This is a genomic window from Mycobacterium sp. IDUB_1 (assembly GCF_055419625.1).
The window spans coordinates 271,570-286,223 of sequence record NZ_JBVAYA010000002.1 but is presented as its reverse complement, the minus strand read 5'-3'; the positions used below and the strand labels follow the sequence as shown (position 1 = coordinate 286,223).

20 protein-coding genes are annotated in these 14,654 nt (G+C 67.7%); 10 read left to right on the top strand and 10 right to left on the bottom strand.

Annotated elements, in window-relative coordinates; translation table 11 throughout:
• Positions 1-15 precede the first annotated feature (15 nt).
• From ACZYYX_RS14220 to ACZYYX_RS14210, 3 genes are all read left to right on the top strand, one after another.
• Positions 16-867 (top strand): winged helix-turn-helix transcriptional regulator, encoded by an 852-nt coding sequence (locus ACZYYX_RS14220; RefSeq protein ID WP_463815800.1) that lies wholly within the window; start codon positions 16-18, stop codon positions 865-867.
• The gene (locus ACZYYX_RS14215) at positions 864-1,421 is read left to right on the top strand and encodes an isochorismatase family protein (RefSeq protein WP_463815162.1); all 558 of its coding nucleotides are present in this window, start codon (positions 864-866) and stop codon (positions 1,419-1,421) included. The genes ACZYYX_RS14220 and ACZYYX_RS14215 overlap by 4 nt, the downstream gene beginning before the upstream one ends.
• 118 nt (positions 1,422-1,539) lie before the next feature.
• A complete protein-coding gene (locus ACZYYX_RS14210; protein WP_463815161.1) occupies positions 1,540-1,989 on the top strand; it encodes an Hsp20/alpha crystallin family protein in 450 nt (149 codons plus the stop codon).
• A 59-nt stretch (positions 1,990-2,048) separates the two neighbouring features.
• Here ACZYYX_RS14210 and ACZYYX_RS14205 read toward each other — a convergent pair whose 3' ends face one another.
• Entirely contained in the window at positions 2,049-3,479 is a 1,431-nt protein-coding gene (locus ACZYYX_RS14205; protein WP_463815160.1) for an ATP-binding protein, read from the bottom strand.
• Positions 3,476-4,168: a response regulator transcription factor gene (locus tag ACZYYX_RS14200; RefSeq protein WP_463815159.1), complete on the bottom strand. Its 693-nt coding sequence runs from the start codon at positions 4,166-4,168 to the stop codon at positions 3,476-3,478. Before ACZYYX_RS14200 ends, ACZYYX_RS14205 begins: the two co-directional genes overlap by 4 nt.
• 130 nt (positions 4,169-4,298) lie before the next feature.
• Here ACZYYX_RS14200 and ACZYYX_RS14195 point away from each other — a divergent pair, with 130 nt between their 5' ends.
• Complete coding sequence (locus ACZYYX_RS14195) at positions 4,299-4,961, top strand: hypothetical protein (RefSeq protein ID WP_463815158.1); 663 nt, start codon at positions 4,299-4,301, stop codon at positions 4,959-4,961.
• 6 nt (positions 4,962-4,967) lie between these two features.
• Here ACZYYX_RS14195 and ACZYYX_RS14190 read toward each other — a convergent pair whose 3' ends face one another.
• Positions 4,968-5,564, bottom strand: coding sequence for a GNAT family N-acetyltransferase (locus ACZYYX_RS14190; protein WP_463815799.1), 597 nt, complete (start codon positions 5,562-5,564; stop codon positions 4,968-4,970).
• Positions 5,561-6,007 (bottom strand): hypothetical protein, encoded by a 447-nt coding sequence (locus ACZYYX_RS14185; protein ID WP_463815157.1) that lies wholly within the window; start codon positions 6,005-6,007, stop codon positions 5,561-5,563. Before ACZYYX_RS14185 ends, ACZYYX_RS14190 begins: the two co-directional genes overlap by 4 nt.
• A gap of 25 nt (positions 6,008-6,032) precedes the next feature.
• Between ACZYYX_RS14185 and ACZYYX_RS14180 the strand changes: the two genes are divergently transcribed.
• The gene (locus ACZYYX_RS14180; protein WP_463815156.1) at positions 6,033-6,479 is read left to right on the top strand and encodes a cupin domain-containing protein; all 447 of its coding nucleotides are present in this window, start codon (positions 6,033-6,035) and stop codon (positions 6,477-6,479) included.
• Here the strand turns inward: ACZYYX_RS14180 and ACZYYX_RS14175 are convergent.
• Positions 6,469-7,194, bottom strand: a complete 726-nt coding sequence (locus tag ACZYYX_RS14175; RefSeq protein ID WP_463815155.1) for a 3-keto-5-aminohexanoate cleavage protein — start codon at positions 7,192-7,194, stop codon at positions 6,469-6,471. The two genes, ACZYYX_RS14180 and ACZYYX_RS14175, sit on opposite strands and share 11 nt — an antisense overlap.
• 191 nt (positions 7,195-7,385) lie before the next feature.
• On the opposite strand from ACZYYX_RS14175, the gene ACZYYX_RS14170 reads away from it, so the two are divergent.
• The 3 genes from ACZYYX_RS14170 to ACZYYX_RS14160 are packed head-to-tail and all read left to right on the top strand — an operon-like array spanning position 7,386 to position 9,548.
• Positions 7,386-8,333 (top strand): cyclopropane mycolic acid synthase family methyltransferase, encoded by a 948-nt coding sequence (locus ACZYYX_RS14170; RefSeq protein WP_463815154.1) that lies wholly within the window; start codon positions 7,386-7,388, stop codon positions 8,331-8,333.
• 52 nt (positions 8,334-8,385) lie between these two features.
• Positions 8,386-9,282, top strand: coding sequence for a cyclopropane mycolic acid synthase family methyltransferase (locus tag ACZYYX_RS14165; protein ID WP_463815153.1), 897 nt, complete (start codon positions 8,386-8,388; stop codon positions 9,280-9,282).
• 56 nt (positions 9,283-9,338) lie between these two features.
• On the top strand, positions 9,339-9,548 hold the full coding sequence (locus tag ACZYYX_RS14160; protein ID WP_463815152.1) for a hypervirulence associated TUDOR domain-containing protein: 210 nt from the start codon (positions 9,339-9,341) through the stop codon (positions 9,546-9,548).
• A gap of 69 nt (positions 9,549-9,617) precedes the next feature.
• Here the strand turns inward: ACZYYX_RS14160 and ACZYYX_RS14155 are convergent, their stop codons facing one another.
• Positions 9,618-10,502, bottom strand: a complete 885-nt coding sequence (locus ACZYYX_RS14155; protein WP_463815151.1) for an amidohydrolase family protein — start codon at positions 10,500-10,502, stop codon at positions 9,618-9,620.
• Between the two features lie 54 nt (positions 10,503-10,556).
• Positions 10,557-11,972 (bottom strand): aldehyde dehydrogenase family protein, encoded by a 1,416-nt coding sequence (locus ACZYYX_RS14150; RefSeq protein WP_463815150.1) that lies wholly within the window; start codon positions 11,970-11,972, stop codon positions 10,557-10,559.
• A 105-nt stretch (positions 11,973-12,077) separates the two neighbouring features.
• Between ACZYYX_RS14150 and ACZYYX_RS14145 the strand changes: the two genes are divergently transcribed.
• Together ACZYYX_RS14145 and ACZYYX_RS14140 are read left to right on the top strand one after the other, a co-directional pair.
• Positions 12,078-12,263: a hypothetical protein gene (locus tag ACZYYX_RS14145; protein WP_463815847.1), complete on the top strand. Its 186-nt coding sequence runs from the start codon at positions 12,078-12,080 to the stop codon at positions 12,261-12,263.
• A 59-nt stretch (positions 12,264-12,322) separates the two neighbouring features.
• Entirely contained in the window at positions 12,323-12,742 is a 420-nt protein-coding gene (locus ACZYYX_RS14140; protein WP_463815149.1) for a hypothetical protein, read from the top strand.
• Here ACZYYX_RS14140 and ACZYYX_RS14135 read toward each other — a convergent pair.
• From ACZYYX_RS14135 to ACZYYX_RS14125, 3 genes are read right to left on the bottom strand one after another with little or no spacing between them, the layout of a single operon-like run.
• The gene (locus ACZYYX_RS14135; RefSeq protein ID WP_463815148.1) at positions 12,730-13,446 is read right to left on the bottom strand and encodes an SDR family oxidoreductase; all 717 of its coding nucleotides are present in this window, start codon (positions 13,444-13,446) and stop codon (positions 12,730-12,732) included. The genes ACZYYX_RS14140 and ACZYYX_RS14135 overlap by 13 nt on opposite strands.
• Entirely contained in the window at positions 13,439-14,404 is a 966-nt protein-coding gene (locus ACZYYX_RS14130) for a 3-oxoacyl-[acyl-carrier-protein] synthase III C-terminal domain-containing protein (RefSeq protein ID WP_463815147.1), read from the bottom strand. The genes ACZYYX_RS14135 and ACZYYX_RS14130 overlap by 8 nt, the downstream gene beginning before the upstream one ends.
• Positions 14,401-14,649, bottom strand: coding sequence for an acyl carrier protein (locus tag ACZYYX_RS14125; RefSeq protein ID WP_463815146.1), 249 nt, complete (start codon positions 14,647-14,649; stop codon positions 14,401-14,403). Before ACZYYX_RS14125 ends, ACZYYX_RS14130 begins: the two co-directional genes overlap by 4 nt.
• Between the last annotated feature and the right edge of the window lie 5 nt (positions 14,650-14,654).

Below are 14,654 nucleotides of genomic sequence, written 5' to 3'. Positions count from 1 at the left end.
AACGCCGTCGCGCGGATGCTGGGCGTCCTCGGCGACGAGTGGAGCCTGCTGATCATCCAGCAGACGCTGCTCGGCGCCACCCGCTACGGCGACTTCGTCGACGCGCTTCCCGTGTCCCATGCCGTCCTGTCGAGGCGCCTCCGCGCGCTGGTCGACGAAGAGCTGTTGGGCCGGCGCGAGTATCAGACCCGTCCGACTCGTGTCGAGTACACGTCCACGGCGAAGAGCCGCTCCCTGTGGCCGATGCTGACATCGATCTGGGAGTGGGAGCGCAGCTGGGTGACTGATCATCCGCGGCCTCTGCCCGCGATGCGCCACACGTCCTGCGGGTCGCTGTTCGCACCGAGACTGGCGTGCCGGGCGTGCGATGCGGCCGTCACCTCGGAGAAAGAGCTTGTGGCGCAGTGGGGTCCGAGCGGTGGCTGGCAGCGTTCGGTGCCCTTGACCTCGAATCGCCGCCGCTCGCCCGACCGGCGCTCCGGGGTTCTGTTCCCGCAGACGATGACCGTCATCGGCGACCGCTGGGGGTTCGCACTGCTGGTGGCGGCGTTCGTCGGCATCGGCAGGTTCACCGACTTCCACGCCGAGCTCGGCGCACCGCCGGCTACGATCTCCGGCCGGTTGTCCGTGTTCATCGCCGAAGGGATTCTGCACACGGTCGCGGGCCGTTACCTGCTGACAGACAAGGGCCGCGCACTGCTCCCCGTCCTCGTGTGCGCACTGGCGTGGGCGCAGCGCTGGTACCCCGATCCCGACGGACCGGCCGTCCGCGTCACCCACGTCTCGTGCGGGCGAAGGTTCCATCCGCGGCTCATCTGCGACCAGTGCCTCGAACCGCTGCGCGGTGCGCAGATAATGACGTCATGACCACATTCGCGGACCGGACGGCGACGGCGCTTCTCGTCGTCGACGTACAGAACGACGTCGTCGACAGCGCGTTCCGACGAGATGCCGCGGTGGCCAACATCGCCCGGCTGGTCGAGCAGGCACGCCGGGAGGAGGTTGCTGTCGTGTGGGTGAGACACCATGACGACGAGCTGCGCCACGGCAGCGACGGCTGGCAGATCGTGCCGGAGCTCTCCCCCGCCGACGGCGAACCCGTCATCGACAAGACCTACGGCGACGCGTTCGAAGCGACCCCGCTGGAACACACCCTGGCCGACCGCAGCGTCGGCCGATTGATCGTCGTCGGCGCGGAAACCGATGCGTGCGTGCGCAGTACGTTGCACGGCGCCTTCGTCAGGGGTTATGACGTCACCCTCGTCGCCGACGCTCACACCGCAGGTGACAAGACGACGTGGGGCGCTCCGCCCGTGCCCGCCGTCATCGACCACACGAATCTCTACTGGTCTTTTCAGGCCGCGCCGGGACGCGTCGCCGCGGTCACCGCGACCGACGCTGTCGCGTTCGCCGACAGCTGACACAACCGGCGAAAACTTCTTGGCACTCTCCGGTGTCGAGTGCTAATCTCGGCGGTGCACAGTGATTTGGTCGCCCGCCAGGGTGGCGGGCTCTGGACGACATAGGAGGTGGATTGCTGTGCTTCGCTTTGATCCGTTCAGTGACCTTGATTCTCTGACCCGGGGCTTGCTGACCAGCCAGACCGGATCAAACCGTGTCCCGCGCTTCATGCCGATGGACCTCTGCAAGATCGACGACCACTACGTGCTGACCGCCGACCTGCCCGGTGTCGACCCGGGGTCGGTCGACGTGAACGTCGACAACGGCACGCTGACCATCTCTGCTCATCGCACAGCACGCTCCGACGAGTCGGCGCAGTGGCTGGCCAACGAGCGGTTCTTCGGCGGCTATCGCCGGCAGCTCTCCCTCGGCGACGGGATCGACACCAGCGCGATCTCGGCGACCTACGAGAACGGCGTGCTGACGGTGACGATCCCGGTCGCCGAGAAGGCCAAGCCGCGAAAGGTGGAGATCCAGCACGCCGGCGCGCAGACATCCATCGAGGCGACCTCCGTCGACGCAAACTAGTACCAACTGACAACGCTTGCGGTTCAACCGGATTCGTCCGGTTGAACCGCACGTTGGTGTCACCGTCGCGGCAGCGTCAGAACGAACCGCGCCCCGGGCCGGTGCACCACGTTGACCAGATCCCCGCCGTGCGCCCGAGCCAGGGCTCGGGCTATCGGCAGGCCCAGCCCTGCGCCTCCGCGGTCGCGATCGCGGGCCTCGTCGAGACGGACCAACCGCTCGAAGATGCGCTCCCGCTGATCATCCGGCACGCCCGGACCGGTGTCAGTGACGGTCAGCACCGCCCGATCACCCGCAGTGCGGACGTCGATGTCGATCACCCCGCCCGCCGGGGTGTGCCTGCGGGCGTTGTCGACGACGTTGGCGAGGATCTGCGCGATGCGCATGGCGTCGGCGACGATCGGCAGCGCAGCCTCGCCGCTGCGCCGGATCTGCAGACCGGGAGCCAGCACCGCGCTGCGATCGCGCTCGGCGTCGGCGAGTGCCACCAGATCGCATGGCCGCCGGTCGAGCGGTGAGCCGGCATCGATACGGCTCAGGTCGAGCATGTCGGCGACCAGCCTGCCCGCTCGGCGTGCCTCGTTGAGGACCAGTTCGGCCCGGTGACGCTGGCGGGCCGACTCGGGGTCGTCGTACTGGACAGCCGAGGACACGAGTTGATCTGCGGCAGCGTGTATGCCGGCGATGGGGGTGCGGAGTTCGTGGGCGGCATCGGCCAGGAACCGGCGGGTGGCGGCTTCTGCCTGCGCGGCGGCCTGCGCCGACTGGTGGGCGCGATTCTCCGAGTACTGCAGCGCATCCACCATGGTGTCGAATGCTGCTGCGGCACGGCCGAGTTCGGTGCCGGGACGGTCCGGCCGCACCCGCCTGCCGCGGTCGCCGGCGGCGATCGACTCGGCGACCTGGGTCAGGCGTGTCAGGGGCAGCATCGTGGCGCGGGCGATCAGCAGCACGCCGAGCGCGGTGACCAGCAGCACGGCGATGCCCGCGACCACCATGAGGATGCGCAACTGCCGCAGCAGAGCCGAGGTGGCGGTCGTGTCGGCCACCAGGATGAGCCGGCTGCCGTCCGGTAACCGATGGTCGATCACCGTCGCGGTGGCGTCCGGCGGCGGGGGCGGGCGGCGACCATCCGGACCCGGCCCACGATCACGGCCGGGAGGCCCCGGCGGCGGTGGCGGCGGGACGTCCTCTCCGATCGTGGTGTCGGGGTCGATCGCGGGATCTCCGTACCGCTCGCCGTCGGCGGCGAAAACCGCGGCCCGGATGCCGCCACCGTTGACCTCGTCGACCCACTGCGACGGCGGCACTCCGGCACGGGCCAGCGCATCGACACGTGTGACACCGGCCTGCAGGCGGTTGTTGAGGTCTCGTCGGGCCTGAGCGCCGATCGATACGTCGATGACGACGCCGAGCACCACGAGAAGGACGGTGAGGAACACCAGGACGGCGATCACCACGCGTCGCTGCAGCGACGGTGTCGCCGTCATCGGGCCTGCAACCGGTAGCCGATGCCGCGCACGGTGTGCAGGATCCGCGGGCCGTGCGCCTCCATCTTGCGCCGCAGGCTGCTGATGTGGACGTGTACCAGGTTGTCGTCGTAGGAGGCGTAACCCCAGACGGCATTGAGGATCTGGTGCGCGCTGACGATGCGGCCGCGTTGATCGAGAAGAAAATCCAGGAGGCGGAATTCGGTGGCGGTCAGACCGAGGGGGACGCCGGCGCGCGAGGCGATGCCGGCACCGCGGTCGACGACGAGGTCACCGGTCTGCACCGTCGCAGGCAGGCGCCCGCGGCGGCGCAGAACGGCGCCGACCCGGGACACGAGTTCGGGCACCTCGAACGGTTTGACGACGTAATCGTCGGCGCCGCCATCGAGGCCGCGCAACCGATCGGTGAGACCATCGCGCGCGGTCAGCATGATCAGCCCCACGTCGCCCCACTGACGGACGACGTCGGCCAGCGCGAAACCATCCCGGCCGGGCAGCATGATGTCCACGATCACCAGGTCCGGCCGGTAGCCGTCGAGTGCCGCCTCCAGATCGTTGCCGTCGACGCGGCCGTCGGCGGCGTACCCGGCCGACACGAGCGCGTCGACCACCATCTCGCGGATGGCCGGGGAGTCCTCGACAACGAGCACCCGGGCAGCGGCACGATCGGTGTCTGCGGTGGCGCCCATGGGTCCATTCTGGCCGGTGCTCTCTGAAGACCGTCTGAAGAAACCGCCGTGGCCGCCGCTCTTCAGGTTGGCTTCATGACCGGGTCCTAGCGTCGCGACCAGTCCAGGTTCCCACGACGAAAGAGGTCCCATGGCCAACGATGATCGCCCGCAAACCGATTCGACGGTCGAGCACACCGATGACACACCCGAGACCGACCGCATCCCCGAATCGCAGCCGCACTACGCACCCCCTGCCGCGGCGCCCGAAGCGAAGGGACGCTGGGCCGCGGTACGCGAACCCGCGAGCCGGCACCCGGTCGGTGCGGCCGTCGGCGCTGCCGCCGCGGGTCTGGTGATCGGGTTTCTGGGCGGCACGCTGGCCGACGCGCATCCGATGATGTCGCTGTCGGTCGGCACCGCGTCGGTGGCGCAGCCTGCGCCACCCGGCCCGGGCTTCTGGGGGCCGGACGGCCCGGGTGGTCCGGGGGGACCCGGCGGTCCAGAGTCGGGTCCGGGCGGACCGGGCCGGCACGACTGGGGCCCGGGCGGGCCCGGCGGTCCGGGCGGACCTGACGGTCCCGGTGGTCCGGGCGGTCCGGACCGAGGACCCGGACGGGACGCGCCTCCGCCGCCTCCCCCCGGCGGCCCCGACAGTCCCGGTGGCCGCGGCGGCCCGAGGGGCCCCGGCGACCAGGCACCGCCCCCGCCCCCTGGTGGACCCGCGGGTCAGGCGCCCGCTCCGGCCGGCCAGGCGCCGGCCCCGAGCACCCCTCCGCTGCCCGCCGAACGCGGGGCCACACCTGCGGCGTGAGGAAAGTCAGCCGTTGCGGTCCAACCGAAATCGGAGGTTGGACCGCACGGCAGGCCATTCGATGTCGAGGATCGAGTACACGACCGTGTCGCGTCGTGAGCCGTCGGGCAGTATCTGGTGGCTGCGCAGGATGCCGTCAAGTTTGGCGCCGAGTCTCTCGATCGCGGCACGGCTGTCACGGTTGAGGTGATGGGTGCGCAGTTCGACTGCGACACAACTCAAGTCATCGAACGCGTGGCCGAGCATCAACAGCTTGGTCGCGGTGTTGACCGCGGTCCGCCGCACGGATGCGACGTACCAGGTGTGGCCGATCTCCACGCGACGATTCGGCCCGTCGACGTGAAGGTAACTCGAGGACCCGACGACCGCACCGGAGCGGTCCCGCACCACGAACGTGAGCCCCGTCTGCGGGTCCTGCACCGCCAACCGGCCGGCGACCCACTGCCCGGCCTCCCCCACCTTCGGCGCGGACGTGAACCACAGACCGCCCAGTTCCCCGTCGGCGGCCACGGCCTCGATCTCCGCGACATGGTCGTCCCGCAGCGGTTCCAGCGACACCCCGTGCTCACCGGTCAGCTCTACCGGCTCGACGAAGCCGTTCACCCTCTCCCACCAACGATTCCGGTCGAGCGCTTCCATGCCGCGAGCATCGTCCAGATCGACAGCAGCACGGCCGCGGCCGCCACGCCGCCGACGACGTAGAGGCCGTAGGCGGCCGACACCGGCGGGTACACGTACAGCCGGTAGAACCACACCGCCAGCACCACCAGGATCACCGAAATCGCCAGCGCCGCAGTCGAAGCCATCCGCGCCGAGACTCCCCGCGCCGCCATCGCGCCGGCCACCACCAACGCTGAGGCCAACAACACGACCAGTTGCCCGACACCGAACCCGGGCGGTGGCACCGGCATCGCACCGGCCACCCCACCGATCCCGTTGGCGCGCCCACCTCCCCCAGCTGAGGACCGCAGCCACGGCAACCAGGCGCCGACCGCCACCACCAGCGCGCACACTGCCACCAGCCAGCCGGGACGGGCGCGAGACATGGGCAAAGACTACTAGGGTGGGCCGATGAGCGATCTCCCCGAATGGGCGCGTCGGCTGAACCTTTCCCCGCACCCCGAGGGCGGATGGTTCACCGAGACGTGGCGCAGTGAGCTCACCGTGCCCGAGTCGGCACTCCCATCGGACTACAACGGCAGCCGCAACGCAGGCACCGCCATCCTGTTCCTACTGATGCCCGGCCAGCAGTCGGCGTGGCACACCGTGCGCAGCGCCGAACTGTGGCTGTACCACTCCGGCGGCCCGCTACTGCTCGACGTCGGCGCGGAGCAGGACGGCGCCACCACCCATGTGCTGGGCACCGACATCCTCGCCGGCGAACATCCGCAGTTCGTCGTGCCGCCGGGCCACTGGCAACGCGCCCGCCCCCAGGGCGACCAACCCTGCCTGGTCAGCTGCGTCGTCGTCCCCGGCTTCGACTTCGCCGACTTCGCCCTCGGGGCACCTACCGACTGAGCAGCTCGACCGCGGCCGCGACCAACGCCGCGTTACCGCCGGCCACGGAGCCATCGGGCAGGAGCAGCGTGTCCTCCATCCCGATGCGGGTCTGCAACCCGCGCGCGCCGGCGTGCTGCAGCAGCGGCCAGCAACTGTCGTCGAGCCCGTGCAACAGCACCGGGGCAGGCGATTCCGCCGCGGCGACCTGCGCCAGCACCTCGTCAGCCGTCGCGACGTCGCCGTCGGCACCCAGCTCGACCATCACCCGCAGGCAGTGTGCGGCCACCTCAGAGCTCCCCCACGCCTGCGCCGCCTCGACATGAAAGATCCCGGCTTCTACGCCGATCCCGCGGGACAGCAGAAGCTCGGCAAGCTCGGGCGAACCCGGTTCATGCCAGTTCACCGACGCGAAATCCGGTAGGACAGACCAGCTTTCAATTGCACGGCGGCGCTCCTGCGCGTCGGGCAGCGCCCAGAATCCCGTCGTCACGCCCAGAGGCAGGCCGGGAACGGCTTCCCGGACTGCCGTCACGGCTGACGCCACGTCGGCGGCCAGCAGCGAGTCGACGCCCCGCGCGTCCTTGGGGTGCAGGTGCACGGCACGCGCACCTGCGGCGTGGGCGGCCACCGCTTCGGCCGCCAACTGATCGGGGGTCACCGGTAATCCCGAGTGCTGATCCGGGGTGCGCGCGCCGTTGATGCACGCCTTCACATAGAACAAGGGCTCGGCCATGCCGACCATCTTGACGTCCCGCCGACGTTTTGGCAGTTTTCGATTGGCTCTTGTTCCGCACGCCGCCTGCCGATGCGCGCAGAGGAAAGGTATGGTCGGCGGCGGAGCCAGTTTCTCGTGGCCGGGCGGGTCAGCAGCGTACCCGTGCCGTGTGCCGCAGGTGAATCTCGAACTCAGATGAGGATGGACGAATGTCGAACACCGAAACCGATCAGCCGCAGGGCACGGCCCAGTCGAAGTGGCTCTCGAAGTCCGCGTCGGAGACCCGCGGCTCGGACAAACAAGAGGTGCAGTTCCACTACGACATCTCCAACGACTTCTTCCGGCTGTGGCAGGACCCCAACCAGGTCTACAGCTGCGCCTACTTCGAGCAGGACGACTACACCCTCGAACAGGCTCAGATGGCGAAGATCGACCTGTCGCTGGGCAAGCTCGGTCTCAAGCCCGGAATGACGCTGCTCGACATCGGCTGCGGCTGGGGCGCGACGATCATGCGCGCGGTGGAGAAGTACGACGTCAACGTCATCGGCTTGACGCTGTCGGAGAACCAGAAGGAACACATCGAGAACCACTGGTTTGCCAACTCCACCAGCAAGCGCAGCATGGAGGTGCGCCTGCAGCCCTGGGAGGAGTTCGAGGGCCAGGTCGACCGGATCGTGTCAATCGGCGCGTTCGAGCACTTCGGCTTCAACAAGTACGACGACTACTTCAAGAAGACCTACAGCTGGATGCCCGACGACGGCGTCATGATGCTGCACACGATCATCATCCCCGAGGATGAGGAGATCAAGGCCAAGGGACTGCCCCTGACCATGTCGAAGGTGCGGTTCATCAAGTTCATCATGGATTACATCTACCCCGGTGGCCGCTTGCCGCTGGCATCGATGGTGCGCGACCACGCGATCAACGCCGGGTACACGATCACCCGCGAGCAGCACCTGCAGCCCCATTACGTGAAGACTCTCGACGCGTGGGCCTCGAACCTCGAGAACAAGAAGGACGAGGCCATCGAGATCACCTCCGAGGAGATCTACGAGCGGTTCCTCAAGTATTTGCAGGGCTGCGCCGACCTGTTCCGGGACGGTTACACCGATGTCGCGCAATTCACCTGTGAAAAGCAGGCATTGACGTCTGTGTAGTAATTTGAGCACGTCCGCCGTCTGTGCGGATGAGATGGAGGTCGGTCGGGGAATGGGTAAGGGCTCTGCAGGGCGGTCCGATACGAGCAAGGACATGACGCCTCACTTCGAAGAGGTGCAGGCGCACTACGACCTCTCCGACGAGTTCTTCGGTTTGTTCCAGGATCCGTCCCGGACCTACAGCTGTGCGTACTACGAGCGTGAGGACATGACGCTCGCCGAGGCCCAGATGGCCAAGATCGATCTCGCGCTGGGCAAGCTCAACCTCGAGCCGGGTATGACGTTGCTCGACATCGGCTGCGGGTGGGGCTCGGTGCTCCAGCGCGCGGTCGAGAAGCACGACGTCAACGTCGTCGGGTTGACCCTGAGCCGCAACCAGTGCAAGTTCGCGCAGGAACTGCTCGACGGTCTCGACACCGACCGCAGCCGCCGGATTCTGCTGCGCGGCTGGGAGCAATTCGACGAACCCGTCGACCGCATCATCAGCATCGAGGCGATCGAGGCGTTCCCCCAGGAGCGCTACGCACCGTTCTTCAAGATGTGCAGCAGTGTGCTGCCCGATGGTGGCCGCATGCTGCTGCAGGCCATCCTCGGGCACCCCTTGAAGAAGTGGCCGGAGCTGGGGATTCCGATCACGATGACGGACCTGAAGTTCATGCGGTTCATCGCCAAGGAGATCTTCCCCGGCGGTTCGGTGCCCGGCGAGGAGAACATCGTCGAGCTGTCCAGCCAGGCGGGCTTCACCCTCGAGCAGACGCAGTTCCTCAACGCCGATTACGTGCGCACGCTCGACACGTGGGCCGAAGCGCTCGAGGCCCATCACGACGAGGCAGTCGCTGCGACCTCGGAAGAGGTGTACCACCGCTACATGAAGTACCTGGTCGGCTGCAGCGACTTCTTCAACCGCGGCGTCAGCGAACTGGGCCAGTTCACCCTCGTCAAGAGCTGACCCACCGTCACCTTTCGGTCAGGTCTGCCCATCTGCAGGCCGGGTATTCGCCGTGCATGAGCGAATTGCACAAGGGCGACAAGGTCACCTGGCAGAGCCACGGCAACACCGTCAAGGGCACCGTCGAGGAGAAGATCACCTCCGACACCGAGGCGGCCGGGCGCACGGTGCGGGCATCCGACGAAGACCCGCAGTACCGGGTGGTCAGCGACAAGAGCGGAAATGACGCTGTGCACAAGCCCGAATCGCTGAAGAAAAAGTCCTGACGACGGAGCGAGCAGACGCGAACTCGCGCGAATCTGGCCTGATTCAGGCGAGTTCGCGTCTGCTCGCGGTCATGGGGTGACCCCGAGGACTCGGAGCGCGTTCTGCTTGTAGATCAGCGGCAGCGCCGCGGGGTCGACGTCCAGGGTGTCGAAGTCGCGGCGCCAGCGGTCGAGTTGCAGATACGGGAAATCGGTCCCGAACAGTGCCTTGGTGCGCAACTGCCGGCTCAGCGCGTGCACCAGCTGTGGCGGAAAGTACTTGGGGCTCCACCCTGACAGGTCGACGAAGACGTTCGGCTTGTGCGTGGCGATCGAGATCTGCGCATCGACCCACGGGACCGCGGGGTGGGCCATCACGATCGTCAGCTCCGGGAAGTCGGCGGCGACGTCGTCGAGCAGCATCGGGTCGCTGTAGCGCAGCTTGATGCCGTACCCGCCGGGAAGCCCTGACCCCATCCCCGTCTGCCCGGTGTGGAACAGCGCTGGCACACCGGCTTCGGCGATCGCGTGGTAGATCGGGTAGTAGGCGCGGTCATTGGGTTCGAACGCCTGCATGCTGGGGTGGAACTTGAAGCCCTTGACGCCGAAATCGCGCACCAGCTCGTGCACCCGGTGCACCGCATGCCGGCCCTGATGGGGATCCACGCTGCCGAACGGGATCAGCACGTCGTTGTTGCGCTCCGCGCCGAGCACCAGGTCCTCGATCGAGTTCGGCATGTGCCGCATCCCATGCCGAGCGTCGATGGTGAACACGACCGCGGCGGTGTTGTGCTGGCGGTACTGGTCGGCGATGGCATCGACACTGGCGACGATCCCGGGCGGCATCTTGAAGTACTTCGCCGTCGCCTCGATCAGGACGTCGTCGTACGCCCGGTGCCCATGCCCGTCGATCTCGACATGGGTGTGGATGTCGATGGCGTCGACGCGGTCGAAATCGATGTTGCAGGTGTACATTTCGCCGCTTTCTCTCACGCTTTCGGTGTCGCTGGTCCTTCTCGGCGTGACCGACTACACCGACATCACGGCCTTGATCTCGAGGTACTCGTCGAAGCCGAACCGGCCCCATTCGCGGCCGTTGCCGCTGCGCTTGTACCCGCCGAAGGGTGCCGCGATGTCGAAGGCGTGGTTGATCGCGACCGAACCGGCTCGGATGCGCTTGGCGACGGCGCGGGCCTGTTCGGCGTCGGCCCCCGAGACGTACCCTGCGAGTCCGTACTCGGTGTCGTTGGCGATCTCGACGGCGTGGTCGAGATCGTCGTAGCCGAGGATGCACAGCACCGGCCCGAAGATCTCCTCCCGCGCGATCGTCATGTCGTTGGTGACGTCAGCGAACACCGTCGGTCTGACGTAGTACCCGGTATCGAGACCGTCGGGGCGACCGGGTCCACCGGTGACCAGCGTGGCCCCCTCGTCGATGCCGCGGGCGATGAGGCCCTGGATCTTGTCGTACTGGGCCCTCGACGCCACGGGCCCGATGGCCTCCTTGTCCGCGGGATCGCCGACGCGCACGGCCTGCGCGGCCTCCCTCGCCGCGTCGACGGCCTCGGTCATCCGCGTCGCAGGAACGAGCATGCGTGACGGGGCGTTGCAGCTCTGGCCACTGTTGAGCATCATCGCCGTCGTTCCGGCGGCCACGCTCTTGGCGAATCGATCGTCGTCGAGCACGATGTTCGGGCTCTTGCCGCCGAGTTCCTGCGTCACCCGCTTGACCGTGGCGGCAGCGTTCTTCGCGACCTCGACGCCGGCGCGGGTCGACCCCGTGAAAGAGACCATGTCGATGTCGGGATGCGCGGACAGCGGTGCCCCCACCCCGGGACCGTCGCCGTACACGAGGTTGTACACCCCTGCAGGAAGCCCAGCCGCAGCGAGGATCTCAGTGAAGATCTGCGCCGAATACGGTGCCACCTCCGACGGCTTGAGCACCATCGTGCAGCCAGTGGCCAGCGCGGGGAACACCTTGCAGGCGATCTGGTTGAGGGGCCAGTTCCACGGCGTGATGAGACCACACACACCGATCGGCTCACGAACCACATGTGTGTTGCCCTGCTGCTCGTCGAACGCGAAGGTCTTCAGTGTCTCGATGGCCGAGAGCAGGTGGCCCAGCCCGAGGTTGACCTGAGGTCCCGATGCGAGCGCCGGAGGCGCCCCCATTTCCTCCTGCACCGCGTCGGCCAGGTCACCAGCGCGGGCGCGGTACTCGGTCAGGATCGCCGACAAGATCTCGAGCCGGTCGTCCCGGCTGGTCTGCGACCACGAGGCGAACGCCCGCCGGGCGGCCTGGACGGCGACGTCCACGTCCGCCGAGGAGCCCAGCGCGATGCGACCGGTGACCTCCTCCGTGGACGGATCCTCGACGTCGAGGGTGTTGGGCCGCACCGGCGGGACCCACTGACCGTCGATGTAGAACTCGAGATATTCGCGCATGCCACCACTGTTCCTCACCGGGCCGACGTGCGGGCGCCTTCGGCGGCACGCCTTTGGTCGGTTTGGTTTTGACGGAACTGGTAATTCCTTCCATGCAATTGTGACGTGAACATGACCCGGAAGATCGGATTGACCATGATCGTGCTCGGCATCATCCTTCTGTTGATCGGCTATTTCACCAGCCTGTCGATCCTCTACACGATCGGCGCCATCCTTGTTGTCGTCGGCGTCGTGCTGTGGATTCTCGGCGCGGTGGGCCGTCCCGTCGGCGGGCGAAAAGTCTGGTTTTAGCGGGCCGACACATGCCGCCAAAGCCCACGGGCTTTGGCGGCATGCGTCATCGTTGATGCATGACCCCTCAGAAAGTCCCCAGCCCGAAGGAGATCAGGGCAGCGGCGCAGGCGGCGGCAGATGCGGCCCAGACGGTCGCGACCACTGCGATGCGCATCCCGCCCGCCTCCATTCAGCTGGCCGCTGAGATGCCCGACCTGATCGAGAACCTGGCGGCAGCCACGGCGCGTCTCAATGCGGTGATCGACCGAACCGAACGGTATCTGGCGCTGGCCGATCCGATGTTGCGCACGCTCGACGCGCTACTCCCCCAACTCGAGGCCCTGGTGGCCACCGGCAACGACGTCTACCGTGCAGTCTCCACGATGCCGGGCGTGTCCACCCTGGGCAGGTTCACCAACCGGGGTGCCGCAGAACCACCCCGCGAGGAGAAGCCGCCCCGGCGGCGCGCTTCACGCTCGAAACCTCACCCCACGTAGATCGTGTCGCCGGTCGGCAGCGGTGCGTCGACCGCTGCGACGATCGCCGCGGCGAAGTCCGCGACCGTCGGCAGGGACCCCGCCGCGCGCCGAGCCGCCACCGCGTCCGGGTCGACGCGCTGGAGCAGCCGCAGTGCCACCGACCCTTCCAACAGATCCCCCGAGACCACCACGAACCTGATGCCCTTATCGTCGAATTCGTGCTGTAGCCCACGCAGGGCCACCTCACCGGCATGTTTGCTTTCCGCCACCCCTGCGTAGCCGGCGATGGGCACCGGTTGACGATCGAAGAAATGCGCGGGATGGCTGGTGACGAACACGATCACTGCCCCGGCCGGCATGATCGCCATGGCCCGCCGCGTGAGGTCCACCTGCGCGTCGCGGTTGAGCCGCAGGGCGTAGCCGGCGTCGGCGTGGCGCTCCAGACCACCAGAAGCGTTGAGCACCAATACCTTCAGCGTTCCCAGACGGGACACCTGGTCGAACATCGCGCTCACGGCCTGCTCGTCGCAGAGGTCCGCCTGCACCGCCGTCGCGCCGGCACCCGTCTCACGCACTGTCGTGACGACCTCTGCGGCGCGACGCTCCTTCTCCCGGTAGTTGACCACAACGTGCCGGCCGGGACGCGCCACCCCGACGGCGACGTCGGCGCCGACCCCGCGGGAGGCGCCGGTCACGAGGACGACGTCGGGACGATCACCCATCCGGGTCGAGGCCGGCGTCGGCGAGGTCGGCGTCGTAGTCGTCGAAGTCGTAGTCGACCATGACGCCTCCCCACGCCTCACCGGCACCGTAGGCGACGAGCAGCGCCCGGCCCGCGGTGGGAATACTGCCGCGGCGCAGTGATTCACCCAGTGCGAGCGGGATCGATGCCGCCGAGGTGTTGCCGAAGTTCTCGACGCAGTCCACGAACACCGCGTCGCCGATCTCAGCTTCGTCGCGGACCCGTTGCAGGATGCGCGAATTGGCTTGGTGGCCGATGACGATGGCCGGTTCGACGTCACCGTCCTGCAGGATTTTCGCCGTCTCGGTCATCGTGCGGACGGCGCGATGGTAGACGCGGATACCGTCGAGTGTGATTCCTTGACCGACCTGACCGCGCATCAGATCCGCGCCCGCGCCGTCGGATCCGGCATGCCAGCGATGCTTGCGGAACTCCGGCCGGGGGGCGATCAGGACCGCGCCGGCGCCGTCACCGAACAGCGGCCCCGTATTGCGGTCGGTCTTGTCCAGCATGCGCGACATCGCCTCGACGCAGCACACGATCACCGCAGAACCGTCGCCGCCGTCGCACAGGCTCAACCCGGAGATCAGACCGTAGATGAAACCGCTGCACGCCGCGGACATGTCGAAAGCCAAGATGTCCTGGGGTAATCCGGCCTTGGTGGCCACCCGCTGCGCGATCCCGGGCACCGAACCGCCGGCCGAACTGCTCACCACCAGCAGCGCGGCGATGCGGGTGCCCTCGTGCCGGGCGACCAGCGGCGCGCAGACGCGCGCGGCGACATCGTCGAGGGCTTCGTCGTCGTCCATCCACCACCGCGCAGCCACTCCGGTGCGGCGGCGAATCCACTCGTCGGTGAGCCCGATGGAGTCGAAGAAGGCGTTTGGGACGTGCTCTCCCGTTGTGGCCGTGACGATGTCGACGATTCCGGCGTTCATGGTGTGCCGATCAGTCCCAGGAAGTAGTTCTTGATGTCGGCGGGGCTGACACACTCGTCGAGGCGCTCGAGGTCGGCTTCGACGCTGAACTCCTTCTCCAGGAGCTCGGTGAGCTCGGCGACATCGAGCGAGTCCAGGTCGAGATCCCAGATCGCGGTGGTGAAGTCGTCGACGCCGGCGTCGGGAGATCGACGCTGGACGATCTTGAGCATGATGGTGTTCATTCGTTCTTCGATGGATGACATCGCCT